Annotated in this window: 23 protein-coding genes and 1 tRNA gene; 10 read left to right on the top strand and 14 right to left on the bottom strand. The window is 69.7% G+C overall.

Translation table 11 applies throughout. The features are described 5' to 3' along the window. The first annotated feature begins 135 nt into the window (after window positions 1-135). The gene (locus A605_RS01830) at window positions 136-1,776 is read left to right on the top strand and encodes an AMP-binding protein (RefSeq protein ID WP_015399799.1); all 1,641 of its coding nucleotides are present in this window, start codon (window positions 136-138) and stop codon (window positions 1,774-1,776) included. Between the two features lie 530 nt (window positions 1,777-2,306). Here the strand turns inward: A605_RS01830 and A605_RS01825 are convergent. Next, a tRNA-Thr gene (locus tag A605_RS01825) sits at window positions 2,307-2,382 on the bottom strand. Between the two features lie 72 nt (window positions 2,383-2,454). Further along, window positions 2,455-3,657 (bottom strand): DNA polymerase III subunit delta', encoded by a 1,203-nt coding sequence (locus A605_RS15765; RefSeq protein ID WP_425277961.1) that lies wholly within the window; start codon window positions 3,655-3,657, stop codon window positions 2,455-2,457. 93 nt (window positions 3,658-3,750) lie between these two features. Here A605_RS15765 and A605_RS15760 point away from each other — a divergent pair, with 93 nt between their 5' ends. From A605_RS15760 to A605_RS01800, 4 genes are all read left to right on the top strand, one after another. Next, window positions 3,751-5,277: an adenylate/guanylate cyclase domain-containing protein gene (locus A605_RS15760; RefSeq protein WP_015399797.1), complete on the top strand. Its 1,527-nt coding sequence runs from the start codon at window positions 3,751-3,753 to the stop codon at window positions 5,275-5,277. A 344-nt stretch (window positions 5,278-5,621) separates the two neighbouring features. Next, the gene (locus A605_RS01810; protein WP_015399796.1) at window positions 5,622-6,338 is read left to right on the top strand and encodes a YczE/YyaS/YitT family protein; all 717 of its coding nucleotides are present in this window, start codon (window positions 5,622-5,624) and stop codon (window positions 6,336-6,338) included. Between the two features lie 86 nt (window positions 6,339-6,424). Continuing rightward, entirely contained in the window at window positions 6,425-7,138 is a 714-nt protein-coding gene (locus A605_RS01805; RefSeq protein WP_015399795.1) for a YczE/YyaS/YitT family protein, read from the top strand. Between the two features lie 118 nt (window positions 7,139-7,256). Further along, the gene (locus A605_RS01800; RefSeq protein ID WP_015399794.1) at window positions 7,257-8,435 is read left to right on the top strand and encodes a calcium:cation antiporter; all 1,179 of its coding nucleotides are present in this window, start codon (window positions 7,257-7,259) and stop codon (window positions 8,433-8,435) included. A gap of 7 nt (window positions 8,436-8,442) precedes the next feature. Here the strand turns inward: A605_RS01800 and A605_RS01795 are convergent, their stop codons facing one another. Both A605_RS01795 and A605_RS01790 read right to left on the bottom strand, forming a co-directional pair. Further along, window positions 8,443-9,051, bottom strand: coding sequence for a flavodoxin family protein (locus tag A605_RS01795; RefSeq protein ID WP_015399793.1), 609 nt, complete (start codon window positions 9,049-9,051; stop codon window positions 8,443-8,445). A 164-nt stretch (window positions 9,052-9,215) separates the two neighbouring features. Next, on the bottom strand, window positions 9,216-9,524 hold the full coding sequence (locus tag A605_RS01790; RefSeq protein ID WP_015399792.1) for a monooxygenase: 309 nt from the start codon (window positions 9,522-9,524) through the stop codon (window positions 9,216-9,218). A gap of 247 nt (window positions 9,525-9,771) precedes the next feature. Here A605_RS01790 and A605_RS01785 point away from each other — a divergent pair, with 247 nt between their 5' ends. Further along, the gene (locus A605_RS01785; RefSeq protein WP_015399791.1) at window positions 9,772-10,362 is read left to right on the top strand and encodes a hypothetical protein; all 591 of its coding nucleotides are present in this window, start codon (window positions 9,772-9,774) and stop codon (window positions 10,360-10,362) included. A gap of 2 nt (window positions 10,363-10,364) precedes the next feature. Here A605_RS01785 and A605_RS01780 read toward each other — a convergent pair whose 3' ends face one another. Both A605_RS01780 and topA read right to left on the bottom strand, forming a co-directional pair. After that, window positions 10,365-11,090 (bottom strand): lysoplasmalogenase family protein, encoded by a 726-nt coding sequence (locus tag A605_RS01780; RefSeq protein WP_015399790.1) that lies wholly within the window; start codon window positions 11,088-11,090, stop codon window positions 10,365-10,367. Window positions 11,091-11,093: 3 nt separating this feature from the next. Then, complete coding sequence (topA, locus tag A605_RS01775) at window positions 11,094-14,036, bottom strand: type I DNA topoisomerase (RefSeq protein ID WP_027004206.1); 2,943 nt, start codon at window positions 14,034-14,036, stop codon at window positions 11,094-11,096. A gap of 691 nt (window positions 14,037-14,727) precedes the next feature. Between topA and A605_RS15225 the strand changes: the two genes are divergently transcribed. Genes A605_RS15225 through A605_RS01760 form a run of 3 tightly spaced genes read left to right on the top strand, consistent with a single transcriptional unit; the run spans window position 14,728 to window position 17,469 of the window. Next, a complete protein-coding gene (locus A605_RS15225; protein ID WP_015399788.1) occupies window positions 14,728-15,762 on the top strand; it encodes a type IV toxin-antitoxin system AbiEi family antitoxin domain-containing protein in 1,035 nt (344 codons plus the stop codon). A 36-nt stretch (window positions 15,763-15,798) separates the two neighbouring features. Further along, complete coding sequence (locus A605_RS01765; protein WP_015399787.1) at window positions 15,799-16,422, top strand: DedA family protein; 624 nt, start codon at window positions 15,799-15,801, stop codon at window positions 16,420-16,422. Between the two features lie 51 nt (window positions 16,423-16,473). After that, the gene (locus A605_RS01760) at window positions 16,474-17,469 is read left to right on the top strand and encodes a DNA topoisomerase IB (RefSeq protein WP_015399786.1); all 996 of its coding nucleotides are present in this window, start codon (window positions 16,474-16,476) and stop codon (window positions 17,467-17,469) included. 91 nt (window positions 17,470-17,560) lie between these two features. Here A605_RS01760 and A605_RS01755 read toward each other — a convergent pair whose 3' ends face one another. Beyond that, a complete protein-coding gene (locus A605_RS01755) occupies window positions 17,561-17,764 on the bottom strand; it encodes a cold-shock protein (RefSeq protein WP_015399785.1) in 204 nt (67 codons plus the stop codon). Window positions 17,765-18,044: 280 nt separating this feature from the next. Between A605_RS01755 and A605_RS01750 the strand changes: the two genes are divergently transcribed. After that, on the top strand, window positions 18,045-20,411 hold the full coding sequence (locus tag A605_RS01750) for a DEAD/DEAH box helicase (protein WP_015399784.1): 2,367 nt from the start codon (window positions 18,045-18,047) through the stop codon (window positions 20,409-20,411). On the opposite strand, the gene A605_RS01745 is transcribed toward A605_RS01750, so the two are convergent. The 7 genes from A605_RS01745 to ssd all read right to left on the bottom strand — a co-directional run bounded on the left by A605_RS01745 (window position 20,408) and on the right by ssd (window position 24,998). Further along, entirely contained in the window at window positions 20,408-20,728 is a 321-nt protein-coding gene (locus A605_RS01745) for an Rv3654c family TadE-like protein (protein WP_015399783.1), read from the bottom strand. The two genes, A605_RS01750 and A605_RS01745, sit on opposite strands and share 4 nt — an antisense overlap. After that, the gene (locus A605_RS01740) at window positions 20,725-21,021 is read right to left on the bottom strand and encodes a hypothetical protein (protein ID WP_015399782.1); all 297 of its coding nucleotides are present in this window, start codon (window positions 21,019-21,021) and stop codon (window positions 20,725-20,727) included. The genes A605_RS01745 and A605_RS01740 overlap by 4 nt, the downstream gene beginning before the upstream one ends. Continuing rightward, window positions 21,021-21,221, bottom strand: a complete 201-nt coding sequence (locus A605_RS01735) for a DUF4244 domain-containing protein (RefSeq protein ID WP_015399781.1) — start codon at window positions 21,219-21,221, stop codon at window positions 21,021-21,023. Before A605_RS01735 ends, A605_RS01740 begins: the two co-directional genes overlap by 1 nt. A 72-nt stretch (window positions 21,222-21,293) precedes the next feature. Then, the gene (locus A605_RS01730; RefSeq protein WP_015399780.1) at window positions 21,294-21,932 is read right to left on the bottom strand and encodes a type II secretion system F family protein; all 639 of its coding nucleotides are present in this window, start codon (window positions 21,930-21,932) and stop codon (window positions 21,294-21,296) included. Beyond that, window positions 21,929-22,711, bottom strand: a complete 783-nt coding sequence (locus A605_RS01725; protein ID WP_015399779.1) for a type II secretion system F family protein — start codon at window positions 22,709-22,711, stop codon at window positions 21,929-21,931. The genes A605_RS01730 and A605_RS01725 overlap by 4 nt, the downstream gene beginning before the upstream one ends. Next, on the bottom strand, window positions 22,708-23,850 hold the full coding sequence (locus A605_RS01720) for a TadA family conjugal transfer-associated ATPase (RefSeq protein ID WP_015399778.1): 1,143 nt from the start codon (window positions 23,848-23,850) through the stop codon (window positions 22,708-22,710). The genes A605_RS01725 and A605_RS01720 overlap by 4 nt, the downstream gene beginning before the upstream one ends. Next, window positions 23,850-24,998, bottom strand: a complete 1,149-nt coding sequence (ssd, locus tag A605_RS01715) for a septum site-determining protein Ssd (RefSeq protein ID WP_015399777.1) — start codon at window positions 24,996-24,998, stop codon at window positions 23,850-23,852. Before ssd ends, A605_RS01720 begins: the two co-directional genes overlap by 1 nt. Between the last annotated feature and the right edge of the window lie 308 nt (window positions 24,999-25,306).

The raw sequence follows: 25,306 nt of genomic DNA, 5'->3' as shown, positions 1-25,306 counted from the left end.
AGTACCTCACCAGAGGGGTGGAAAACGTTTGGCGGCTGAAACTACAGTAACGTGTGCGAAACCGTACGACAGAAAACCGAGGGGCCGTCGGTTCGTTCGCCCGGCGCGCCCCTGCCACGCCGAAGGAGAGCCCACTTGACCATCTCAACCAGGCTGAAGAGTGCCGCCGTCACCGCCCGTGCGCTCGGGCAGTTCGTCCCCGCACTCTTCCGGTCCGGAATCGTCAGTGGCGACGGTGGACCCTCCGCGGTGGCGGGGCTGCCCCCCGTCCTCGCCCGCTACTGGTTCACCACCGCCCGCGAGGTGGAGCAGGGCCACCTGATGACACCGCACCGCGTCGCCCTGATCGACGACGACGGCCAGCTGACCTACCGCCAGCTGCGTGAGAACTCCCGGACCCTGGCCCGCCACCTGGTCTCCCTCGGGCTCGACGAGCTCCGCCTGGGCGTGATGGCCCGCAACGGCCGGGGCATCATCTACCCGCTGGCGGCCAAGGGCTACGCCGGCGCCACGATCTTCCTGCTCAACGTCGGCTCCTCCCCGGAACAGCTCGCCGGGATCATCGAGGAGAACGACATCAACGTCCTCATCATCGACGACGAGTTCCTCGACCGCCTCGAGGACCGCGACAACCTCCACGTCATCGTGGGGCACGCCTCCCGTGATCACGAGGATCTGCCGGTGCTCAACGACATCGTGGACCGGCCCTGGGAGACCGCCGAGACCGATCTGCCCGCGTTCCCGAAGCACGGTCCGATCGTGCTCATGTCCTCGGGCACCTCGGGCGTGCCCAAGGGCGTGGTCCGCCCGGAGCCGAAGCTGCCGCTGGTGCTGGCCGGCATCCTCCGGAAGATCCCGTGGCACTGTGACATGCCCATCCAGCTGCACGCCTCGATCTTCCACACCTGGGGCTGGGGCATGCTCAACATCGCCCTGGCCACCCGCGCCACGATCGTCACCCACCGCCACTTCAACCCGGAGCAGGTGCTCGACGACATCGCCACCCACCGGCTCGAGGCGATGTTCACCTCCCCGGTCTTCCTCAAGCAGCTGCTGGAGATCCCCGGCGGCGGGTCCTACGACACCTCGTCCCTGAAGTTCATCGTCTCCTCCGGACACGCGCTGACCCCCGCGCTGGTGAAGGGGACCATCAACCGGTTCGGCCCGATCCTGTGCAACGTCTACGGCAGCACCGAGGTCACCCTGGCGTCGGTGGCGTCCATGGAAGAGCTCGCCGAGGACCCCACGGTCTCCGGGGAGATCGCCGTGGGCACGGAACTGAAGATCCTCGACGACGACGGCAACGAGGTCCCGGTGGGGACGTCGGGCCGGATCTACCTGCGCAACTCCACCACCCTGACCGGCTACACCAACCCGGGCATCCCGATCCACCGGGCTGACGGCCTGGTCCAGATCGGCGACCTCGGCTACCTGGACGAGCATGGGCAGCTGCGCGTCCTGGGGCGCATCGACGACATGATCATCGTCGGCGGCGAGAACGTCTACCCCCGCTCCGTGGACGAGGTCCTCGACGCCATGCCCGGCGTGGCCGACGCCTTCGCCACCGGCGTCGACGACCCCGAGACTTTCCAGCGCATCGCAGTATGGATCGTGCGGGCCGACGACGCCGAGGGCGCAGCACTGACCGAGGACTCGATCCGTGACTGGGTCCGCGACAACCTCGCCGACCACTCCATCCCCCGCGACGTGCACTTCATCGACGAACTGCCCCGCAACGCCACCGGCAAGGTCGTGCCCAGGCTGCTGAAGAAGTAGGGGTTTCGGACTGATCTGGCTCGGGCGGGGGTGGGGTGCGCGTTTCTCCACACATGACCAGCTGGCGTGGCCGATTTCGCCCCGGAGCGTGTGGAGAAGAGCGTCGGGCGACCGGTTCTCGGGCTCGCGCGGATGGCACGGACGTCTGTTTCTCCACACGGATGCGGCTCGCGTGACTGATTCAGCCTCTGCGCGTGTGGAGAAGAGCGCGGGCCGGGTCGGCCGCTGACCGGCTCCCCGCTGCGGGGCGTCGTGGACGGCCACGGTGTCCTTTTCTCCACACGGATTCCGTCGGCGCATCAGTTTTCGGCCCGGAGCGTGTGGAGAAGAGTGCGGTTCCGCCCAGCTGCCGGTTTTCCACCGACTTGAGGACACTGCCCCTCGCCACGGTGCCCCCTGCTCCACACAGCCACAGGCGACGCACCGCTTTTCGGCCCGGAGCGTGTGGAGAAGAGAACACGGCGCCACCGCGCGCCGACCACAGAGAAACCAGAAACCCCGGCTCACAACTTCGTGAGCCGGGGTTTCAGTGGAGCCGCCTGCGAGAATCGAACTCGCGACCTTCTCATTACGAGTGAGACGCTCTACCGACTGAGCTAAGGCGGCGTGGTGATTACACCAGTTAAACAGCTTACCGCACGGGGCCAAAAGCAGAAAAACCGCAGGTCATAATGTAGGTCAGGACACGCCGCAGGCCTTGCGGATGCGGCCGACCATACCGTCGAAGGCGATGACCGGGGTGACGTTCTGACTGATGTGCTCGCGGCAGGCCGCGACCGCGTCGAGACAGGCCACCAACCCCGTTTCGCTGACCTTGCCGGCCAGGTCCCGGGCGAGACCCTCGAAGTCGGGGTGGGTCAGCTGCACCTGGGCCCCCACGGAGAGCATCAGGGCGTCGCGGTACAGGCCGGACAGGTCCACCAGCGCGAGGTCCAGGGAATCCCGGATCTGCCGGGTCGTGCGCTTCTTCTGCTTCTCCTTCAACTGCTTGATCACGCCGGCGCTGCCGTCCATGGCCTTCTGGGTGCCTTTTCCACGGCCGCCCTTGCCCAGCGCGCGTTCCAGCTCGGCGAGCTCCTCGGCGTTCTCATCCTCGAGCACGTCCTTGATGTCCTTGTCCGCCTTCTTCACGAACGCCTGGGTGGCCTTGAACGCCTCGTCTCGGTGGAAGACCAGCTCGGCGAGGTTGAGGATCGCGGCGCGGCGCTTCTGGTTGGCGGGGTCGGTGACCAGTCGGCGCGCGCGTCCGACGTGACGCAGCGAGGCGACGGCGGCCAGGCGGGCGTCGTCAGGCGAGGCTCCGACCTCGGTGGCGAGGATGCGCACGATCTCATCGACCGAGGGAGACGGGATGTAGAGGTGGCGGCAGCGCGAGCGCAGCGTCGGCGAAAAGTCCTCCGGGTCGGTCGACGGCGCGCACATCAGGATCACCGTGTGCTCCGGCGGCTCCTCGACGGTCTTGAGCATCGCGTCGGCGGCGGCATCGGTGAGCCGGTCGGCGTCCTCGATGATGACCACGCGCCACGGCGAGATCGTCGGCAGCTTCGCCGCCTCGCCGCGCACCTCGCGCATGGAATCGATGCTGATGGACAGTTCCGTCGGCACCACGTGGAGGACGTCGGTGTGGGCGTCGGCGAAGACGTCGCGGCAGGATCCGCAGCGGCCACAACCCAGTACCTCGGGGTCCTCGCACTGCAGGGCGGCGGCGAAGGCGGTGGCCACGATGGAGCGTCCGGAGCCGGGCGGGCCCGTCAGGACCCAGGAATGCGACATGGCCAGGCCCAGTTCCGCCGCTTCGCCCCGGACCTTCGCCCGGGCCGCTGCGGCGGCGGCCAGCACGGTGTCGCGGACGGCCGGGGTGTCGGCGAGGCGGTCGGCCACGGTGAGCGCAGGAGTGTTCACCCGGACCAGCCTATTCCCCGCGCCCACCCGTCGCCCACGCCGGACCCCGGGGAACGGATAAAGTGGTGAACCATGAGTCGACTGCTGCGTGCGCTGAAATGGCTGTGGGGAACATCCTGGCCCCTGTATGCCGCGCTCGTGCTCGGTTCCAACGTCATCGGGGCGTTGGCGATCATGACCTTCATCCGGCTGCTGATCCCGCTGCCGGAGCTCAGCGCCTTCTCCACGGACATCCCCCACCTGACCGTGATCGGGGTGGGGTATCTGGTCTTCGCGGTGGTCATCGGCATCGTGGTCACGTTCTTCCTCTTCCGGCCCGTCCTCGACTGGCAGCGAAGTCCCGACGAACACGACCCGAACATGGTCCGCAACCTGGTCATGCGCATCCCCGGCTACCAGGCCTTCGTGTGCGCGGTGGTGTGGCTCATCGGCATCGCCATCGCCGTGGTCCTCGTCGCCCCCGACAGCTGGCGGGTCGCGCTCGTCATCGCGATCGGCACCTCGCTGGCCGGCATGGTCGTCGTGCTGCTGACCTACCTGCAGGCCGAACGTCTCGTGCGCCCCGTCGCCGCGGAGGCCCTCGCCCGCCGCTTCGAGGACTCGACCCTGGAGCCGCCCATCAAGCAGCGTCTGCGCATGACCTGGACGATGACGACGGCCGTGCCGGTGGCCGGCATCCTGCTGCTCATGCTCGGCCAGCGCAACGGCTTCTTCACCGACGACGCCCGCGACCTGATGCCGGCGGTCGTCGCCCTGTCGGTCACGGCGCTGATCACGGGCTTCATCGGCACGACCCTGTCGATCATGAGCGTCGTCGATCCCATCCTGGAGCTGCAGGAGGCCATCAACCGGGTGCGCCGCGGCGACACCGACGCCGAGGTCGACATCTACGACGGCTCCGAGATCGGCGTGCTGCAGGCCGGCTTCAACGAGATGATGCGCGGCCTGAAGGAGCGCCAACGGGTGCGCGACATCTTCGGCCGCTACGTCGGCACCGAGGTCGCCCAGCGCGCGCTCGAGGAACGCCCCACCCTGGGTGGCGAGGACCGCAAGGTCGCCGTCCTGTTCATCGACGTCATCGGTTCGACCACCTTCGCCGTCAACCACACCCCGGAGGAGGTCGTCGAGGAGCTCAACAAGTTCTTCGACCGGGTCGTCGCGGTCGTCCACCGCAACAAGGGCATCATCAACAAGTTCCAGGGCGACGCCGCGCTCGCCATCTTCGGCGCCCCCCTGCCGCTTTCCGACGCCTCGTCGCACGCACTCACCGCCGCCCGCGAGCTGCGCCAGGAGCTCAAGGACATGGAGCTGCAGGCGGGCATCGGGGTGGCCGCGGGGCACGTGGTCGCCGGACACATCGGCGGCCACGACCGCTTCGAGTACACCGTCATCGGCGACGCCGTGAACCAGGCCGCCCGCCTGACCGACCTGGCCAAGGACACCCCGGGGCGGGTGCTGACCTCCGCCACCACGCTGCGCGGCGCCAACGAGGCCGAGCAGGCCCGCTGGACCGTGATGAAGTCCGTCGAGCTGCGCGGGCGCCGCGAGATGACCCAACTGGCCCGGCCCATCCGGCCCACGCTGGCCGACCGCTCCTGATACCCCGGGATGTCCGGCCACCTCCCCGTCACCTGTTCTGCTGCACAGTGACGGGCGGAAAACACCGGGCACGAGGAGAACACGGTGTCCACTCCGACCCGGACCGCCGGACATGACGCGGCTGCCGGAACGAGGTCGGCGACGTCATCATCATGATCTACCCGGGCCCCTGCCCCGACGGGCCGATCAGCCACCTGGAGCACCACACGGCCCAGATCCTGTGGCTCCCCACATCGCACCTCGGGGGATGACCTACCCGGAACCGGCTCGGAACCGGCGGGCACACTCTAATCTGAAATGACGGCGGACCGCCTGGTCCGCCGCTGTTTCCGATCAGGGGTGCCATGACCGAAAAAACCGAGAAGATCGAAAAGACCGGAAAAACCGAAAAGCGCAGCGCGAGGAGCCATCTCCGGCGTTATCTCCTGCTGTCCCTCGGTCTGTCCATCATGGCCCTCGGGATCGCCTTCTCCATCCGGAGCGGTCTGGGCACCACCCCGATCTCCACGCTGCCCCTGGTGCTCAGCCTCATCGCGCCCCTGTCCGTGGGCACGACGACCATCCTGATGAACCTGTCCTTCGTCGTGGCGCAGATCCTCATCCTCCGCAAGCGGTTCGAGCCGGTCCAGCTGCTGCAGGTGCCGGCGGCCTTCCTCTTCGGGTTCCTCATCGACGTCGGCCTCTGGGTGCTGCACGGCGTCAACTACTCCGCCTACTGGCAGCAGTGGGTGCTCGTGCTCATCGGTATCGTCTTCGTCGGTTTCGGGGTGGCCTGCCAGATCACGGCGAACACGCTGACGCTCGCCGGGGAGGGCATCGTGCTGGCGATCAGCAACTCGCTCATCCGCCACTTCGGAGCGAAGACGTACCTGCTGTTCGGCTCGCTGAAGATCACCTTCGACGTCTCCCTGGTCATCCTCTCCGCCCTCCTGTCGCTGCTCTTCCTGCACGAGCTGGCCGGCGTCCGCGAGGGCACCGTCCTCGCAGCCGTCGGCGTCGGTTTCGTCGCCCGGCACCTGATCACCCTGCTCAGGCCCCTGGAGCGTTGGCTACGCGGGTGACGCACGGACATGGACTTCCGTGTTGATAACACTAAAGTGGACTGTCGGCCGGTTTCGGCCGACATTTTTCTTTATTCAGAGGTGTTATGTTTCACAAATCCCGCGTGGCCGAGGTGGTCATGCGTTATCTCGTCCTGTTCTTCGGTCTGAGCCTCATGTCGCTGGGCATCGCGTTCTCGATCCGCAGCGATCTGGGCACCACCCCGATCTCCAGCGTCCCCTACGTGCTCAGCGTGATCACCCCCCTGTCGGTGGGCACGCTGATGATCCTGATGAACCTGGTGTTCGTGCTGGCGCAGATCCTCATCCTGCGCAGGCGTTTCCCCCCGATTCAGCTGCTGCAGATCCCCGTGGTGTTCATCTTCGGCATCCTCAATGACGTCGGGCTGTGGGTGCTGCGCGATGTCGACTACTCCACCTACTGGCAGCAATGGCTCCTGGTGGCCGTGGGCATCGTGCTGGTCGGCATCGGCGTGGCCTTCCAGGTCAAGGCACGCGCCACCCCGCTGGCCGGCGAGGGGCTCATCCTCACCATCAGCAATGAGCTCATCCGCCGCTTCGGCGCGAAGAAACCGCTGCTGTTCAGCTCCATGAAGATCCAGTTCGACACGACGCTGGTGCTGGTCGCCGTGGCACTCGCGCTGATCTTCACCCACGGCCTGGCCGACGTCCGGGAGGGCACCGTCGCCGCCGCACTGTTGGTGGGCGTGATCGTGCGGTGGACGACCCGCCTGCTCGAGCCCGCGAAGTCCGTGGAGAAGGCCAGCGTCCGCATCGCGGACTCGTCCGTGGCCAGCTGAGCAGGCTTGCCACCCCACCCGCTCCTGGCTACCATCATGGGACGTCAATCCTGGGTCAGGACGACCTGACCCCGGGGTAGCCCCGGCGGGGACGGCCCCGGAGAAAGCCACTTTTTCCATGACCGTGTCAGTCTCCTCCACCACGTCCGTGGGGTCGATGGTCACCCCCGACGTGATCCTCCGTCTCATCCTCGGCTGGGGTGCGTTCCTCGCCCTGAAGCTGGCCGCTTCCCTGCTGGGCACCCACCTGCCGACGCCCGTCCTCTGGGCCCTGCTCGGGTTGGTCGTCGCCGTGATCGTCGTGTGCGCCTTCGGTGTCATGCGGCAGGCGGAGCACCTGGCCCACCGCCTCGGTGATCCCTACGGCACGCTCGTGCTCACGCTGTCGATCGTGGCCATCGAGGTCATCCTCATCTCCGCGGTCCTGCTCGGCCCCGGTGACCACACCACCATCGCCCGCGACTCCGTGATGGCCGTGAGCATGATCATCCTGAATCTGGTGCTCGGCGCCGCCCTGCTCATCGGCGGACTGAAGCACGGCGACCTGGTACCCAACCGCACGGGTGTGTCCGCCTACCTGGCGATGACCGTGGTCCTGGCCTCCGTGGCGTTCGTCCTGCCCGTGGTCATCGGCGAGAACGGCGCCTACACCCCCGGCCAGGCGGTGCCGATCATCATCCTGACGGTCACGATCTACGCCTTCTTCCTCTGGCGCCAGATGGGCGCGCAGAAGGAGGACTTCCAGGAGGTCGGCTTCGTCGCAGCGGGGGACGTCGTCGCCCCGCGCCCGCCCGTCACGCGGGTCATCGCCGAGCACCGCGTCGAGGTGGCCACCCGCGCCGGCCTGCTCATCGCGATCGTGCTGCCGATCGTGCTGCTCAGCCACGACATGGCCGCGCTTCTCGACGACGCGCTGGGCCGCGCCGGCGCGCCCGTCGCCCTGTCCGGCATCATCATCGCCGCGATCGTCTTCCTCCCGGAGACCATCACCACCCTGCGTGCGGCACTGAGTGGCGAAATTCAGCGCGTGAGCAACCTGACCCACGGCGCACTGGTGTCCACCGTGGGCCTGACGATCCCCTCGGTGCTGATCATCGCGATGCTCACCGACCAGCGGGTCATCTTCGCCGAGACCCCCGCCAACCTGGTGCTGCTGGCGGTCACCGGCCTGCTGTCGGTGGCGGTGTTCTCGGGGCGGCGGGTGACCGCGATCCACGGTGCGGCGCACCTGATGGTCTTCGCGGTGTACCTGCTGAGCGTGTTCTCCCAGGAGGAACCGCCGGTAACGGCTTTCTGACCAGCCACTACCCGGCCGGATAGGGCTCGGCGCGCAGCAGCCGGGCGAGGTGCACCGCGTTGCGGGCGGCCCCGGCGGTGGTCGATGCGACCGGCTCCGGCACCTCATCCAGGTCCTGGTAGTCCACGCTCTGCATGGCCTCGCCGACCCAGTAGGTGCCGGCCTGGGCCGGGATGCTGAACCCGACGTCGTTGAGCGCCTGCAACATGTCGGCGATGATCTTGTGGGCGCCGTCCTCGTTGCCGACCACGGCGACGATCGCAGTCTTGTCGTACATGATCGGCCGGCCCTGCTCGTCGGTCTCGGCCAGATCGGCGTCGAGACGCTCAATCACCCGTTGGGCGATGCTGGAAGGATGGCCCATCCAGACGGGGGTCGACAGCACCAGGATGTCGGCGTCGAGGACCCGCTGCCGCAGAGCCGGCCACTCATCGCCGGGCCCCATGTCCACCTGGACGCCGGGTTTCACGTCGTGGTCGACCACCCGAACGGAGGAGGTGCTCACCCCGTGCTTTTCAAGCTGCTCCAGTACATGGCGGCCCATCAGTTCGCTGCTCGAGGGGGTCGGTGAGGGGGTCAGGGTGCAGACGAGGGCAACGGCGGAAAGTTCGGTCATGACGTGTTCCTCCTGTCGGTGGACGTTTTCCGACGACGTGCGGAGATAACCTGTCGTCGTGTGCCGCCCATTGTGCCCGAGGTTCGGCAACGGTGGCGGGGCTCTCTGATTCCGCTCCGCCTGATGACCACGCGGGTAGCTACCGGCGACAACCAGGTTCCGTCTCAGCGCCTGAGTACTGCGTGATCGGTCAGCGAGAGCTTCTCGTTGACCTCATACGACTTCGCGGTGATGTCCGTGATGCCGAATCCGGCCAGCCGCCCGGTGTGCTTGTCCACGTACGCGGCTGCCGACTCAGCGTCCTCGAAGAGATAGACGCCTCCGGCGACGCCGCGCTCGGGCGCCTCGGTCCAGACCTTCCAGATCAGGCCGTTCTCACCGGCGATGTCGGTGGCCAGGCCCGCGTAGGCGGTCTCCGCCTCAGCACCGAAGGGGCCGGTGAACGGGAACTCGAAGAACAGTAGCTGTGCCATGGGCGCCAGCCTAGGCGGATTCGACCGGTCGGAGCGGGTCTGCCGTGGGAGGGTTCAAGCGGTACCTGATGCCCAGATGGTCACGACTGGTCCGGGATCAGCCTGAAAGAACCACAACGGTGGAATGTCAACTCTTCCACCCGTCTTCTGTGGATAACTCTCCACTCCCCGCCGGTTGTCCACAGCTCAATGGTTCTGCCCCCTTCGACAGGCTGTTCGTGTCCGTACCAGCTGTCATGCTGCAGCCATGACCAACAAACGAAACCGCACCCGCACCATTGTCATCCAATCTGCCCACGGCCTTGAGGTGGGCCGTTTCGTGCATGCGCGCCGGCGCAGCCGAAAAGACCGGACGAAGGAGACCTACGAACTCATTGACGACGCCCTCGACCTCGGCCTGGTCTCCGGTGATGTCGTTTCCTGCGAGGTCAGTGGACAGGGTGGCCGGTACATGACCGGGGTCGAGTCCCTCCGCAACGGCACCCTGGGCACGCTCTCCGCAGCGGGCAGCTTCTGTCATCAGCATCTGGATGAAGTGCTGGAGCAGACCATCGGGGACTGGAAAGCCACCGGCTGCGAGGTTGTCCGCCCCCACGATTCCGGGTGGCTGTCCGGCTTCTGGCCGGCGTCGATCCCCGTCGCCGACGCAGACATGACCGTGGCCCGTTCCGCTGCGGAGTTCGGACTGGACGGCTTCATCTCCGCGCTTCCGCAGCGTCTCGGCTACATCGAGTTCCGGGTTGATCCATCGCCACGCGACGCAATGATCGATCCGGTTCTCCGGGCTCTGCGCGAGCGCCAGGGCCGGGACCGGGACACCGGTCGGTCGGCCGCCTGACCCTATTTCCGTGCCAGCCCGTCCACCAGCAGGAGGTGCCCGAAGAACGAGGTGGCCGCCGTCCCGGCATCGATCACCCGGCCGAGGGCGTTGTCCTTCGTGAACACCGCGGACCGCAGCAGGGTCAGCCCCTCGGAGACGAGCACCAGATTGGCGCCGTGCCCGAGGCCCTGCCGGGCGGTGGAACCGTCCTGGAGGTCGCGGTCGTCGGCGAGCGTTGAGGTGACGGTCACCGCGGCACCGGCGATGGTGACCGCGGGTACCAGCTGCCGCCGCTTCCGGGCGGACAATCCGACGCCAGCCGCCCAGACCGCCCCGCGCAGCACGGCACCGCTTCCCGACGCCCGCGCCCCGCGCCCCAGCAGGGCCCGGGAGTAGGCGGCGTGCTGACCCGCCACGCCGGCGAAACCGGGAACCGACGCCCGCGCGGGCGTGCGGGTCTTCTCGACGTCGCCGAGCCAGCCGGCGGTCAGGCCTGCCAGGAGGGTGGCCTTTTCGCCCGCGGCGGCGTCGGCGCGCAGCACGGTGCCGGCCAGCAGCGGCAGCAGCGTGGGCTTGAGCGCGGAGTGGAGTCGTCGCCAGCCGAAGAGCTTCGCCCAGACGGTCAGTTCTCCGGCGGCCAGGTACCCGAGGCGCTCAGGCTCGGAGCGGGCCGCCAGGACGGAGCCGGCGAGCGCCTCAACGCCCAGCCGGGTACGGCGGACGGCCTCCTCTGCAACGGATGCCACGGTCTACTTCTTCCTCGCACCGGCCTTGACCACCCGCTTGGTGGTCTGCGGGGGCTTCTTCGTCGTTTTCTTCGTCGTCTTCTTGGTCGTTTTCTTGGTGGTCTTCTTCGCCGCTCCCCCGCCGTCGGCGGCCTCCTTGGCGCGCCGCTCGGAGAGCAGCTCGTTGGCGCGGGCATCGGTCATCGTCTCCGGTTTGTCACCCTTGCGCAGGGAGGCGTTGGTGGTGCCGTCGGTGACGTAGGGACCGAAGCGGCCGTCCTTGACGGTCATCGGCTTGCCGGAGACGTCGTTGTCGCCGAGCTCCTTCAGCGGCGGCTTCGCGGCGGCCCGGCCACGGCGCTTCGGCTCGGCGTAGATGCGGCGGGCCTCATCGAGGGTGATCGTGAAGATCTGCTCCTCGTTGGCCAGCGAACGGGAGTCGCTGCCCTTCTTCAGGTACGGGCCGTAACGGCCGTTCTGGGCGGTGATCACCTCGCCGTCGGACGGATCGACCCCGACCTCGCGCGGCAGGCTCAGCAGCTGGAGGGCGTCGTCGAGGGTGACGTTCGCCGGCTCCATCGACTGGAACAGCGACGCGGTCCCCGGCTTGAGGGTCTCCTCGACCAGCGCGTTGATCCGCTTCTCCTTCTGCGCGGCCGCCGTCTTGGTCTCCCAGTTCTTGGCCCGCTTGCCCTCGGCCTTGCGTTGGGCGTCCTCCTCCTTGCGCTCCCTCGCGACGACCTTCTCGGCGTCGGCCTCGGCGCGCTCGCGCTCGTCGTCACGCACGATCTCGGTGACGTACGGACCGTAGCGGCCCTCCTTCGCCACGACGGTGCGCCCGTTGGCGGGGTTGACGCCCAGTTCACGACCGCCCTGCGGGGTGGCGAAGAGCTTCTCGGCGACCTCGAGGGTCAGCTCGTCCGGGGTGGTCGACTCGGGCAGGTTCGCGCGCTGGTACTCCGGCTCGCCGTCCTTCTCGCCGACCTTGCGCTCGATGTAGGGACCGTAGCGGCCGACACGGACGTAGATCGCGCGGCCCTCGGTGTCGTCGAACAGGTGCAGCGAGTTCACCGCGCGCGCGTCGATCTGCTCGAGGTTGACGTCGATGAGCGACTTCAGGCCACCGTGGCGGGCGATCGAGTCGGCCTTCGCGTCGGAGGCCTCCGCGTTGCCGAAGTAGAAACCGGTCAGCCACTCGGTGCGGTCCTCCTCACCGGCGGCGATGTCGTCGAGTTCGTCCTCCATGGAGGAGGTGAAGTCGTAGTCCACCAGCGACGAGAAGTTCTGCTCCAGCAGGCCGACGACCGCGAACGCCACCCAGCTGGGCACCAGGGCGTTGCCGCGGGGGAAGACGTAACCGCGGTCCTGGATCGTCTTGATGATCGACGCGTACGTCGACGGGCGGCCGATGCCCAGGTCCTCCATCTTCTTGACCAGGCTGGCCTCGGTGTAGCGGGCCGGCGGGTTCGTGGAGTGACCGTCGGCGGTGATCTCGTTGGCGGTGAGCCGGTCGCCCTCCGTGAGGTTCGGCAGGCGCTTCTCCGCGTTGTCGGCGACGTCGCGGCCGTCGACACGCGTGGTCTCCACGTAGGCGCGCAGGAAGCCCGGGAAGGTGATCGTGCGGCCCGTCGCGGAGAACTCGGTGTTTTCCCCGGTGCTGGCCTGGCCGGAGATGGTCACCTTGAGCGAGGTGCCCTTCGCGTCCGCCATCTGGGAGGCGACGGTGCGCTGCCAGATCAGCTCGTAGAGCTTGTACTCCTCGGCGTCGAGCTGCGAGTGCAGCTCACCCGGGGTGGCGAAACGCTCGCCCGCGGGACGGATGGCCTCGTGGGCCTCCTGGGAGTTCTTGACCTTGCGGTCGTAACGGCGCGGGGACTCCGAGACGAAGTCCGCGCCGTAGAGCTCGCGGGCCTGGCTGCGGGCGGCCTTCATGCCCTGCTCGGACAGGGAGGTCGAGTCCGTACGCATGTAGGTGATGTGACCGTTCTCGTACAGCCGCTGCGCGATGCGCATCGTGCGCTCGGAGGTGAAGTGCAGCTTGCGGCCGGCCTCCTGTTGCAGCGTCGACGTCATGAACGGCGCGTACGGGCGACGGGTGTAGGGCTTGTGTTCGACACCCGTGACCTGCATATCGGCGTTCTCGAGCGCGGCGGCGAGGGACTCCGCGCGGGACTGGTCGACGACCTCGACGTCCGCGGTCAACTGGCCGCGATCGTCGAAGTCGCGGCCCTGGGCGATGCGGCGGCCGTCGATGGTGGACAGCTTCGCGGAGAAGGTGCGCGGGTTATCCGCGTCACCGGCGGTGTTGCCGGTGTCCAGCTCGGCACTCAGATCCCAGTAGTCGGCGGAGATGAACGCCATGCGCTCACGTTCGCGTTCGACGATCACGCGGGTGGCCACCGACTGCACGCGACCGGCGGACAGACGCGGCATGACCTTCTTCCACAACACCGGGGAGACCTCGTAGCCGTAGAGACGGTCGAGGATGCGGCGGGTCTCCTGGGCGTCGACGAGGTTCTCGTCGAGCTCACGGGTGTTCTCGGCGGCGGCGAGGATGGCGGGCTTGGTGATCTCGTTGAACACCATGCGGCGCACCGGGACCCGGGGCTTGAGCACCTCGAGCAGGTGCCAGGCGATGGCCTCGCCCTCACGGTCGGGGTCGGTGGCCAGCAGCAGCTCATCGACCTGCTTGAGCTTCGCCTTCAGATCGGCGACCTTCTTCTTCTTGTCCGGGCTGACCAGGTACAGGGCCTCGAAGCCCTCCTCGGTGTTCACACCCAGGCGTGCCCACGGTTCCTTCTTGTACTTCGCGGGCACGTCGGCCGCGCCCCGCGGCAGATCACGGATGTGTCCGACGGAGGCCTCGACGATGTAGTCGTTCCCCAGATACGGCTGGATCTTCTTCGCCTTGGTCGCCGATTCCACAATGACCAGGGTTTTCTTACCTGATCCCTTCGCTTCCGCCACGGGACGCCATCCCTCTCATATTGCTGAGACATATGCACTCGGACAGGTGTTCCCCATCCTTTCCGGGTGACTTTAGCCGAGACCCGGTCATGGACAACACCGTACACAGTATTTAATGGCCCTCCTGCGAACGGGCGAAATTCGGTTGTCCGGGTGGGGTGGGACCGTTTCTGCACACGCTCGGGTGGATTCGGGGGCCGGCGGGGTGTGTGCGTGTGGTGGAAGGGGCGGGTCCGGCGGGGTGAGGTGCCGGTTTCTCCGGGTGAGGGGCCAACGGCGGGGCCCGGGCCGGTTCCCTGCCGTTCTGGGCTCACCGGGTCGGCGGGCGGGTGCGTGTTTCTCTGCACAGGCGGGGGTGAACCGGGCCGGGAGGGCATGGACGTGTGGCGGAAGGGGCCCTGCGGCTGTGCGGTGTCTCTTCTTCCACACAGTCAGCGGGGGATCCGGGGCGGCGGGGGCACGGCCGTGTGGAGGAACAGGCACCCGCCGGCAGCGCGGTATCTTCCTCCACACGCCCAGCGGGAATCCAGACCCGCAGGCGCTCGACCGTGTGCAGAAACAGGCGCCTGTGAACCCCGTGGCCTCTTCCTCCACACGCCTGGCCCCGTTCGCGGTCCATTCAACAATTCTGTGTGGAGAAACCGGCGCACTCCCCCGCCGCCGGGGCAATCCGGCCCTAGAATCAGCGCCCATGGGGGAGAAAAACACGGGGGATGTGTCACAGAAGGAACCGGACCTTCTGCAGGAGAACCAGGTTCTGACCACCGCTGATCTCCGAGTAGCGGGGATCAGCGGTCGGCGGGCCCGCACGCTCGTGAAGAAGGGGAGGCTCCACCGGGTCGAGCGGGGCGTCTACACGACGTCGCCCCCTGAGGGGCGGCTGCTGTTGCAGGCCCTGATCAGGAACCGGCCCTATCTGGTGTTCACGGGGACAACCGCGATCCAGCTCCGCACGCAGCAGGAGATCACCCTGCCGGTGGAGGCGCTGGCCCCGGCCGAGCAGACCGCCACCTCCACTGACCTGCTGCAGGTCCGCCGTAGCCGTGTCCTCCAGGCCCGGAATGTCGCGGGGCTGCCCGTGGTCACGGCGGTCATCGCGGCGCGGGACGCCCTACGCAGGTGGGGTGAGCAGATCGAGCAGAAGATCGTGGGATTCCTGGAGCAGCAGTACAGCCGGCGGCGGGGACAGGAAAGGCTCGACCGGGATCTGGCCGCAGCCGGCCGCAGTGGCCTGGGCGGGGTGCGGCGGCTGCTCGGGCGGGCGTCGATAGGCGCGGACAGCGGGTCGGAGCGCAAACTCGTGCGGGCCCTCAAGCAGCAGGGGATCGAGCTGCGGCAGAACGTGCGGATCGGGGACTACCACTGGGACGCCGTCATCGAGGAGGCGAAGGTGGCCATCGACCTGGACAGCTATCTCTATCACGGGGTGTCGGCGGACGGGGAGACGGAGGAGACGTTCATCAGGGACCGGTGGAAGGGCAACGACGCGGCCCGACGCGGTTATATGGTGTTGCGCTACACCGGTGAGTGCGTGTTCCACCACCTGCAGGAGGTGGTCGCGCAGGTGCGGGCGGCGGTGGAGCAGCGGCGGAAACGCGGACCGGTGCAGCTGCTCGACCTGGAGACGACGCCCGTGTGGCGCTGGCACCGGGCGCTGCGGGTCGTGTGGGGTGCGGACCTGCCGGAGGAGTCCGTTCCTCCGGCGGGATCATGGGCCGGTTACTAGACTTGCCTGACACGTCGTCGTCGCCCCGGAGGATTCATGACCGATCAGATCGTCGCGTGGGTGGAGACCCTCATGACGCTGCCGGTCTTCTATCCCGTGCTGGCGCTGCTCGTGCTCGTCGACTGCCTGTTTCCGCTCATACCCAGCGAGACCGTGATCACCCTGGCCGGTGCGTGGGCCGGCAGCCGCGGGGTGCCGAGCATCTGGGTGGTCATCCAGGTCTCGGTGGTGGCGGCGGTCATCGGCGACAACATCTGCTACCTGCTGGGGACCCGGCTCATCGGCTTCGTGGAGCGCACCCCCGATGATTCGGCCCGCGGGAAGGCGGTCGCCTGGGTGCGCCGGAACATGCGGCGGCGGGCGGGCACCACGATCATCGTGGCCCGGTTCATCCCGTGGGCGCGCTGGTTCATGACGATCATGCTCGGATCGGTGCGTTACCCCTGGCGGCAGTTCATCTTCTACGACACCGTCGGCGTGATCATCTGGGCCCTGCAGGCGGCGCTGATTGGTTACCTCGGCGGCTACCTGTTCCGGGACCATCCGCTGATCGGCCTGCTGGTCGGCGTCGCGGCCGGCACGGTGGTGGGGCTGCTCATCCAGCGGCTGCAGTCGCGGTTCTTCGCGTGGCGGGACCGGCGCCGTGCAGCACAGGCCTGACCGGACCGGGAATCATGGCGGGACCGGCGCCGACTCCCTACACTCTCGGGTATGTCCAGCAGCAGTGGTCCCCGCCGCGTCCGGCTGCGGCGCAGCGACCCCTCCGGCCCGTGCATCACCCGCCGTCGACGCGGCAAGGGGTGGTCCTTCCACCTCCCGGACGGCACGAAGGTCGACGACCCAGACGAACTCGAGCGTCTGCGCGGCCTGGCGGTTCCCCCGGCCTGGACCGAGGTGTGGATCTGCCCGTTCCCCAACGGGCACATCCAGGCCACGGGCGTCGACGACGCCGGGCGCAAGCAGTACATCTACCACTCACGCTGGAAGGAGCGGCAGGCGGACAAGAAGTTCGACCACGTCCTCGACGTGGGCGACGCCCTGCCCGCCGCCCGCCCGAAGGTCACCCGCCTGCTGCACCGGGAGGAAACGGACCTGGCGAAGGCCTGCGCCGTGGCGTTCCGGCTGTTCGACACCACCGGTATCCGGGTGGGCAACGAGGAGTACGCGGAGGAGAACGGCTCCTACGGGCTGACGACAATGCTGGTCACACACGTGCGCCTCGACGGTGACACCGTGCACCTGGAGTTTCCGGCGAAGTCGGGCCAGCACGTCAGCGTGGAGACCCGCGACGCGGATCTGGCGGAGGCGTTGGCGCCGATGCTGGCCCGCCACCCCGACGACACCGCGATCGCCCACCGGGAGGGCGACACCTGGTGCCCGTTGACCTCGGCGCAGGTCAATGACTTCCTGAAGGAGATCACGGGGGTGGACATGACGGCCAAGGACTTCCGCACCTGGCACGGCACGGTGATCGCCGCCCGCGAGCTGGCCCGCCGGTTCGAGCCGGAGGCCACACAGAAGGACCGGAAGCGTGCGGTCAAGGAGTCCGTGGAGGCGGTGGCGGAGCACCTGCAGAACACGGCGACGATCGCACGCAACTCCTACGTGGATCCGCGGGTGATCGACCTGTTCCACGAGGGAGAGGTGATCGAGGCCGGCACCTACCGGCAGGCCGAGCGCGCGCTGCGGGAGTTCCTCACCTCGTAGGGACGCCCGCTCCGGGCCCCGGGAGCCGACCCCGGAAACGACAAAACCGTCCCACCCGAAGGTGAGACGGCCGGTCAGTCAGCGTGGCTGATTAGAGAGCGCGGACCTGCTGGGCCTGCGGGCCCTTGGCGCCCTCGCCGATCTCGAACTCAACCTGCTGGTTCTCCTCGAGGGTCCGGAAGCCGGAGCCCTGGATCTCGGAGTAGTGGACGAAGACGTCAGCGGAGCCGTCGGAGGGGGCGATGAAGCCGAAGCCCTTCTCAGCGTTGAACCACTTCACAGTTCCCTGTGCCATGATGAATTACCTTTTTCTTGATGAGAGTGGTGCTACGTTCGCCGACATGATTCATCGACGACCGGGTCGTTCGAACTCCTCGGTGACCACCAAACCCCGCAGTTACTGCATGGTTGAGGAAAACCGGGCGCTCGCGTGTACATCTCTTGCGAGCGCCTAGACACTGCGCACAGAAACCGCGACCAGCACCCAGTGTGTCATGAATCGGGGGCGGGCGATAGTCTTAATTCGTTTCGAGTCAAAAAAGTCAGGTCAAATCCCACGAACAGGGGTGGTAGGGGTGACTGATTCCAACCCTCTCGGCGGCGAACTCACCGCGTCCGTCGCCCGCCGTTTCCCCTCCTCCACCTGCACCTACACCACCACGCTCGACGCCCGGCCGGCCGTCCACGCGGACTGGCCGGCGTGGGTGCATCCACAGCTGCGGGATTTCCTGACTGAGACGCAAATCACCCTTCCCTACTCCCATCAGGCGGAGTGCGCGCAACTGGCGCGCGAGAATCGCGACGTCGTCGTGGCCACCGGGACGTCGTCCGGCAAGTCACTGGGCTACCAGCTGCCCATCCTCACCGCCCTGGCCGAGGACCCCCGGACGTGTGCGATGTACCTGACCCCGACGAAGGCGCTGGGCTCCGATCAGCTCGCCGCCGTCTCGCGGCTGACCCGTGAGGTCTCCGGCCTCGACGGCGTCCACCCGGCGCCCTATGACGGCGACACCCCCACGGAGGCGCGCGCCGGCATCCGGGAGTCCACCCGCTTCGTGTTCACCAACCCGGACATGCTGCACGTCTCCGTGTTGGCGCACCACCAGCGCTGGGCGCGGCTGCTGCGGCACCTGCGCTACATCGTCGTCGACGAGTGCCACTCCTACCGGGGTGTCTTCGGTGCGAACGTCGCCCTGGTCCTGCGCCGCCTGCTGCGCATCGCCGCCCACTACGGGGCGGAACCGACGGTCATCCTCGCCTCCGCGACGGCGGCGGACCCGGCGGAACACGCCGCCAACCTCATCGGCCGCCCCGTGACCGCCGTCACCGACGACGGTGCCCCCACCGGCGCACGGACGGTCGCCCTGTGGGAGCCCGGTTTCCTCGAGGGCGTCGAGGGCGAGAACGGCGCGCCCGTCCGCCGCGCCGCCACCACCGAGGCCGCCGAGATCATGGCCACCCTGGTCGCCGAGGGCGCGCGCACCCTGACCTTCGTGCGCTCCCGGCGCGCCGCGGAGACCGTCGCCATGCGGTCCGCGGAGGAGCTGAGCGGGCTGGGCCGACCCGATTTCGCCCGGCGCATCGCCTCCTACCGGGCGGGTTACCTGGCCGAGGACCGCCGCCGGCTGGAGCGCCTGCTCGACGACGGCACCCTGCTGGGGGTGGCCACCACGAACGCCCTGGAGCTGGGCATCGACGTCGGCGGCCTGGATGCGGTGGTCACCGCCGGGTTCCCGGGCACGGTGGCCTCCTTCTGGCAGCAGGCGGGCCGGGCGGGCCGGCGCGGGCAGGGCTCGCTGGTGATGCTGGTGGCCCGCGACGAGCCGATGGACACCTACCTGGTCCACCACCCCGGGGCACTGCTGGGCAGGCCCGTGGAGCGCAGCGTGTTCAACCCGCGCAACCCGTACGTGCTGCGCGGGCACGTCTACTGCGCAGCCGTCGAGAAGCCGCTGAGCGAGGCCGACGTCGACGCCCTCGACGCGGGCGCGGTCGTCGCCGAGCTGGCGGAGGCAGGTCTGCTGCGGCGGCGCCCGCGCGGCTGGTTCGCCGTGCCCCGGCCGGGCGATGACGGCCTGCCGACCCCCGAGACCGCGCACTCGGCGGTGAGCCTGCGCGGCGGGGCGGGCACCGAGGTCATGATCGTCGACGCCACCGACGGCCGTCTGCTCGGCACGGTCGACGCCGGCCGCGCCGCCGCCCAGGTCCACCCGGGTGCGGTGTACCTGCACCAGGGCGAGAGCTTCGTCATCGACGAGCTGGACCTCGACGACCATGTGGCGCTCGCACACCCGGAGACGCCCGAGTACACGACCTTCGCCCGCTCGGAGACGGACATCCGGATTCTCGCGGAGCCGGGCGAGGGCGGCCTGGTCCACCCCTCACCCGGGTTGTGGGTGGCGAACCTGGAGGTGGAGGTCACCGACCGGGTGACCGGCTACATCGTGAAACTCGCCGACGGCACCACCGCCGACATGGTGCCGCTGGACATGCCGGAGCAGCGCCTGGTCACCCGGGCGGTGGCCTACACGATCGACCCCGCGGCACTCACGGCGATGGGGATCGCCGCCGCCGACACCCCGGGCACGCTGCACGCGGCAGAGCACGCGGCGATCGGTCTGCTGCCGCTGCTGGCCACGTGCGACCGCTGGGACATCGGAGGGGTGTCCACGGCGTTGCACGCCGACACCGGCCTGCCCACGGTGTTCGTCTACGACGGACACCCGGGCGGGGCGGGCTTCGCCGACGAGGGTTTCGCCCGCTTCCCGGAGTGGATCGAGGCGACCTTCGAGGCCGTGCGTTCCTGCCCCTGTGAGTCGGGGTGCCCCTCGTGCGTGCAGTCGCCGAAGTGCGGCAACGGCAACCATCCGCTGGACAAGGCCGGGGCGCTGAAACTGCTCGGGGCGCTGGTGACGATGCTGGGCGGGTCGGACGGTTCCTAGACCGGGCCGGCCTTTGCCGCCACCTCCCTTCCGCGGATCCCGGCGGTGACGGTGACGTCCGCACCGTCGATCCGGCACTCGCTGAGCGACGCCCCGTTGAGTCCGGCCGTGCGCCCGGCGGCGGCGCAGGCGTCCTCCCCGCGGTAGAGCGCCCACGCGCCGGCCACGGCGGCTAAATCCGCGGCGACGCGTGCCTCGTGTTCGGCGATGACCAGCGAGGCCGCCGCCCCGACGACGGCGCACAGGCCGATCAGGGCGGCGGCCATGCCCGCGCTTGCCACGGTGGCGTAGCCGCGCTCGTCCAGCCGGGCCCTCATCCGCGGTGCTCCACGGGGAAGACGGCCTCGGCCCGCATGGTGCCGAAGACGGCCGGGACCTCCGCGGTCGCGGTGACCGTACCCGCCGACTCGCTGACCTGCACGCGCCCCCGGGCCGGCCGGTACTCGACGCCGACGGCGTGGGCCCGGGCGGCGGCCCCGGCGGCGTCGACGGCGGCGACGTGGGCGGCCATGGTGGCCACCGCCCCGACGATCAGCGCGCACACCAGGACCAGGCTGGACAGGGTGAGCGCCGCCTCGACGGTGACGGAGCCGCGGTCGTCCAGGCTCATCAGCCCGGGGTGTTGGACAGGGCGTCGGTGATGATGGACTCGATGGCGTCGACGACCCCGCCGCCGTTGATGACCATGTAGAGCACCGCGGCCAGCGCCGCGGCCGCCAGCGAGCCCATGGCGTACTCGATCGTGGACATGCCGTCGTCGTTGTCGGTCACGGCACGGATTCGGGAGGCGAACTGGGACATGTGGGACATGGTGGAACTCCTTCTGGGATGCTTGGGATTCGGTGACTGGTGGAACCTGGGGTTGAGGTGGGACTGGTCGGGTCAGCCGGCGAGCAGCCGGGTCCCCAGCCCGATCACCACCGGGGCGAGCCCGAGGGTGAAGAAGGCCGGGAGGAAACACAGGGCCAGCGGCAGCGCGATGAACACGCCGGCGCGTTCGGCCCGGGCGGTGGCGTCGTCGGCGGCGTCCGCCCGCAGCCCTGCGGAGATGCGGTCGCAGCCGTCGGCGATGGCCGCCCCGGAACGCTGGGACATCCGCGCCAGGCCGGCGAGCTCCGACAAACCCGGCAGGTCGACCATCGGAGCCCACGCCCGGCCGGCGGGCACCCCGATGGCCAGCAGGGCGGCCACCGAGCGCCACCGTTCGGCGGCGGTCGGTTCGGTGCCGGCGGCGGCGACCGCATGGGCGGCCGCGGAGGTCGACAACCCGGCGCGGGCGCAGGCGGCGAACAGGTCGATGTCGGCGGCCACAGCGAGCCGGTCGACGCGGTGGGGACGGGAGGCGCGGGTGCCCGGCCACCGCCACCGCCGACACCCCGGCGGGCCGTCCCGGGGGTTCTTCGGACCGGTGCGTGGATCCGCGGGTGCGCCGGTGCCCGCGGCGTCGGGCAGCAGTCGGGTGAGCAGGCCGGGGCCGGGTATGAGCAGGGTGGCCGCGAGCAGCAGGAGGGTCAGGGTCATGCCGCCGCCCCCGCGATGAGGTGGCGGGACCACAGGAAGCCGCCGGCCGCCAGGCCGACGCCCGCGACCAGCAGGATTCCGCCGAGGCCGCCGCCGAACAGGAAGCCGAGCGGGTCGGCGCCCATGGCGGTGCCCATGCCGATGCCGGCGACGGGCAGCAGGGTGAGCACGACCGCGGTGGCTTGGGGCCCCTGCAGGGCGGCGGTGGTGGCGGCGCGGTGGCGGGCCCGGGCGTCGAGACGTGCCTGGGCCTGCTCCATGAGCGGGGCCAGCGGGATGCCGTGACGGTCGGCGATGCGCCAGAGTGTGCCCACGGCGGCCAGTTCAGGCACGCTTCCGCCCGCCTCGAGCAGCAGGCCGGCGCCCTCGCCGCCGCGGCGGGTGTGCCCGGCGGTGGTGCGCAGCACCTCGGCGAGTTCGGCCGGGGCGTGGTCGTCGAGCTGTTCGGTGGCCGAGGTGATCGCCTGCGGCAGGGCGGACCCGGCGCGCAGCTGCCCGACCAGATGGCCGAGGAAGGTGGCGGTGGCCGCCTGCCGACGCCGCGCCCGGCGCCCGCGGTGCAGCTCGCGCACGCTCCAGACGGCGGTGGCCACGGCGATCAGCGTGGCGACGGCCACACTCAGCCGGCCGACGGTGAGGAAGACGACGACCCCGACGAACACGGCCGCGGGTACGAGTGCCCCGGGCAGGTGGCGTGGGCGGCCACCGCGGGTGATGCGGCCGGCGGGGTTCGGGGCGCCGGGGATGAGCGCGGCGGCGAGCAACAGGACGGCGGTCACGGCGCCTCCCCGCTGAGTTCGGCAAAGCCGTCGAGGGCGCCGTGGTCGGCGTCCCACACGACACGGGCGGTGACGGGGTTGCCGCCGAGCACGCCGATCTGGTGGACGCGGCGCCGCCCGTCGGTCTCCCGCCGCATGGCGATGACGACGTCGACCGCCGCCGCCAGCTGGGAGTGCAGCGCGGTGCGGTCGAGCCCGCCGAGGGCGGCGAGCGCCTCCATGCGGGCGGGGACCTCGGCCAGGGAGTTGGCGTGGATGGTGCCGGCCCCGCCGTCGTGGCCGGTGTTGAGCGCGGCGAGCAGGTCCACGACCTCGGGCCCGCGGATCTCGCCGACGACGATGCGGTCGGGGCGCATCCGCAGGGCCTGGCGCAGCAGGTCGGACATGGTGATCTCGCCGCGGCCCTCGATGTTGTGGGAGCGGGAGACCAGGTTGAGCACGTGCGGGTGCGGCGGGTGGAGCTCGGCGGTGTCCTCGATGCAGATAATGCGCTCGTCGTGGCCGACCTCGGCGAGCAGGGCCGCCAGCATCGTGGTCTTGCCGGATCCGGTACCGCCGACGACGAGGAAGGCCTGGCGCTGCTCGACGACCGCGCGCAGCAGGTCGGCGGTGTCCTCCCCGAGGGTGCCGCGGCCGACCAGCTGGTCGAGGGTGGTGGTCGCCTGCCGCAGCATCCGCAGGCTCAGGCAGGTGCCGGCCTCCGCGGGCGGGGACAACAGGGCGTGCACGCGGATGGAGCTGCCGTCGTCGCGGGCCAGGCGGCCGTCGGCGAAGGGTTGGGCGTCGTCCAGGCGGCGCCCGCAGGCCACGGCCAGGCGGGTGGCCAACTGGCGGACCTCGGCGTCGGAGCCGAAGGACAGTTGCGCGCGTTCCAGGCCGCGGCCGCGGTCGAACCACACGCCCCGGGGTCCGTTGACCACGATGTCGGTGACCCCGTCCTGGGTGAGCAGCTGTTCGAGCAGGCCGACGCCGGTGGAGTCGTGGCGCAGGCGGCGCAGCAGGTCGAGCACGTCGACGTCGCTGATCACCCCGGCCTCGGCGCGCACGAGTCGGGCCAGCTCGGTGGGGTCGCCGGCTACGTCGGGCTCCTCTGCCAGGCGGCGTTGCACGCGTTCGAGGAGTCCGTCGTGGGAGTCCATCACGCCACCCCCGCCTCGTCGAGGACCGCCCGGGCGGCGGTGGCCAGTGGTCTGGGCAGTTGTTCGGGCAGGCCGGTCAACTCCACGGTGCGCGGCAGGCGGGCGACGGTTCCGAGTTCGGCGACGACGTCCGCGCGGGCGACCTTCTCCAGGTCGGCGGGCGTGAGCCCGGACCAGCCGCGGTGGCGGGCGATGACGGCGACCGGGGTGCGGGTGCGCGCCAGCTGGGCGGTCAGCCGGGCCGCCGCGGCCGCGGGGCGCACTTCGGCGGGCACGACGAGCGCGACCTGTCCGCAGGTGTCGAGGACCGCCTCGCCCGACGCGCTGAGCAGACCGTCGGGCGGCAGGTCGACGACGGTGGTCCCGGTCCCCGCCCGCAGGGAGTCGAGCACCGTGGTCACGGCCTGCGGGTCGAGGGTGAAGGGGTCGGCGATGGCGGAGCGGGCGGCGGCGAGCACGGCGATGCCGTCGCGGGTGGCCGGCAGCGCGGCGCGCAGATCCTCGGCGGCCACGGCCCCCTCCCCCAGGCGCAGGTCCGGCCAGCGGGCGCCGGAGGTGTCCTCCAGACCGAGTAGCAGGTCGAGGCCGCCGGAATTGCCGACGCCGTCGACGAGCGTCACGGCCCCGGCCTCCCCCTGGGCGGCGAGCCGGGCGACGGACCCGGCCAGCGTGGAGACCCCGGCGCCGCCGCAGGAGCCGGTGACCGCGATGACGGTGCCGCCTACCCCACCGGTGCCCGGGCGCCGCTCCCGACCGCCGGCCGGACCCGCGTCCGCCCCGGCGTGCGGGGCGCTGGCGTGGCCGAGTTCGGCGAGCAGTTCCGGGGCCTGCGCGGGCAGCAGGAAGGCCTGGTCGGCGTGGCAGGTCAGGGCGGCGCGCCAGTCCACCGGCCCCGGGTCCGGGGCCAGGAAGTAGATGCGCTCCCGCCGGCCCAGGGTGGCGACGTGGCCGGCGGTCTCGGCGTCGACGAGCATGGCGTCGGCACGCGGGAAGTGGCGGGTCACGTCGCGCGGGTCGACGGTGTCGACGACCTGGTGGCCGGTGGCCGCGGCGACGTGCATCGCCTCCGGGTGGGTCACCGGGTCGCCGACGGCGACGAGGATGAAGGCCTCGGAGCGGCTGGTGCTCGGGTGGTGGGTCTCGGTCATGGCCCCACCTTCTCCCCGTCCCCCGGCGGGCTCAACGGGGTGCGCGGCGGCCTGTGGAGTACCCGGCAGTTGGATGACGTATCAACGCGGTTCTGTGGATAACCCGGCGGCCCGGCGCACGGAAAACCCCACCGCGGTCCATACTCGCGGTGGGGTGAAAAATAAGGGACGGCCCGCGCCTCGGGGGGGTGTGCGCGGGCCGTCGTAACCCGGCCTCGGGGGGTGTGCCGGGGCAGGCCGCACGGTATATCGGGGCCTTGCACGAAGAATTATGGCATATCTCAGCCCCTGTGACAATACCCGGCCCG

This window comes from Corynebacterium halotolerans YIM 70093 = DSM 44683, assembly GCF_000341345.1.
Taxonomy (GTDB): domain Bacteria; phylum Actinomycetota; class Actinomycetes; order Mycobacteriales; family Mycobacteriaceae; genus Corynebacterium; species Corynebacterium halotolerans.
This window is presented reverse-complemented; position numbering and strand designations above follow the sequence as displayed.

Coding starts and splice junctions, on each gene's coding strand:
- A605_RS01760 (WP_015399786.1), top strand. CDS start 16,474: ATGTCCAGCAGCAGTGGTCCCCGCCGCGTCCGGCTGCGGCGCAGCGAC.
- A605_RS01810 (WP_015399796.1), top strand. CDS start 5,622: ATGACCGAAAAAACCGAGAAGATCGAAAAGACCGGAAAAACCGAAAAG.
- A605_RS15760 (WP_015399797.1), top strand. CDS start 3,751: ATGAGTCGACTGCTGCGTGCGCTGAAATGGCTGTGGGGAACATCCTGG.
- A605_RS01800 (WP_015399794.1), top strand. CDS start 7,257: ATGACCGTGTCAGTCTCCTCCACCACGTCCGTGGGGTCGATGGTCACC.
- A605_RS01720 (WP_015399778.1), bottom strand. CDS start 23,850: ATGGACTCCCACGACGGACTCCTCGAACGCGTGCAACGCCGCCTGGCA.
- A605_RS01785 (WP_015399791.1), top strand. CDS start 9,772: ATGACCAACAAACGAAACCGCACCCGCACCATTGTCATCCAATCTGCC.
- A605_RS15225 (WP_015399788.1), top strand. CDS start 14,728: ATGGGGGAGAAAAACACGGGGGATGTGTCACAGAAGGAACCGGACCTT.
- A605_RS01790 (WP_015399792.1), bottom strand. CDS start 9,524: ATGGCACAGCTACTGTTCTTCGAGTTCCCGTTCACCGGCCCCTTCGGT.
- A605_RS01730 (WP_015399780.1), bottom strand. CDS start 21,932: ATGACCCTGACCCTCCTGCTGCTCGCGGCCACCCTGCTCATACCCGGC.
- A605_RS01735 (WP_015399781.1), bottom strand. CDS start 21,221: ATGTCCCACATGTCCCAGTTCGCCTCCCGAATCCGTGCCGTGACCGAC.
- A605_RS01740 (WP_015399782.1), bottom strand. CDS start 21,021: ATGAGCCTGGACGACCGCGGCTCCGTCACCGTCGAGGCGGCGCTCACC.
- A605_RS01805 (WP_015399795.1), top strand. CDS start 6,425: ATGTTTCACAAATCCCGCGTGGCCGAGGTGGTCATGCGTTATCTCGTC.
- A605_RS01765 (WP_015399787.1), top strand. CDS start 15,799: ATGACCGATCAGATCGTCGCGTGGGTGGAGACCCTCATGACGCTGCCG.
- ssd (WP_015399777.1), bottom strand. CDS start 24,998: ATGACCGAGACCCACCACCCGAGCACCAGCCGCTCCGAGGCCTTCATC.
- A605_RS01755 (WP_015399785.1), bottom strand. CDS start 17,764: ATGGCACAGGGAACTGTGAAGTGGTTCAACGCTGAGAAGGGCTTCGGC.
- A605_RS01795 (WP_015399793.1), bottom strand. CDS start 9,051: ATGACCGAACTTTCCGCCGTTGCCCTCGTCTGCACCCTGACCCCCTCA.
- A605_RS01745 (WP_015399783.1), bottom strand. CDS start 20,728: ATGAGGGCCCGGCTGGACGAGCGCGGCTACGCCACCGTGGCAAGCGCG.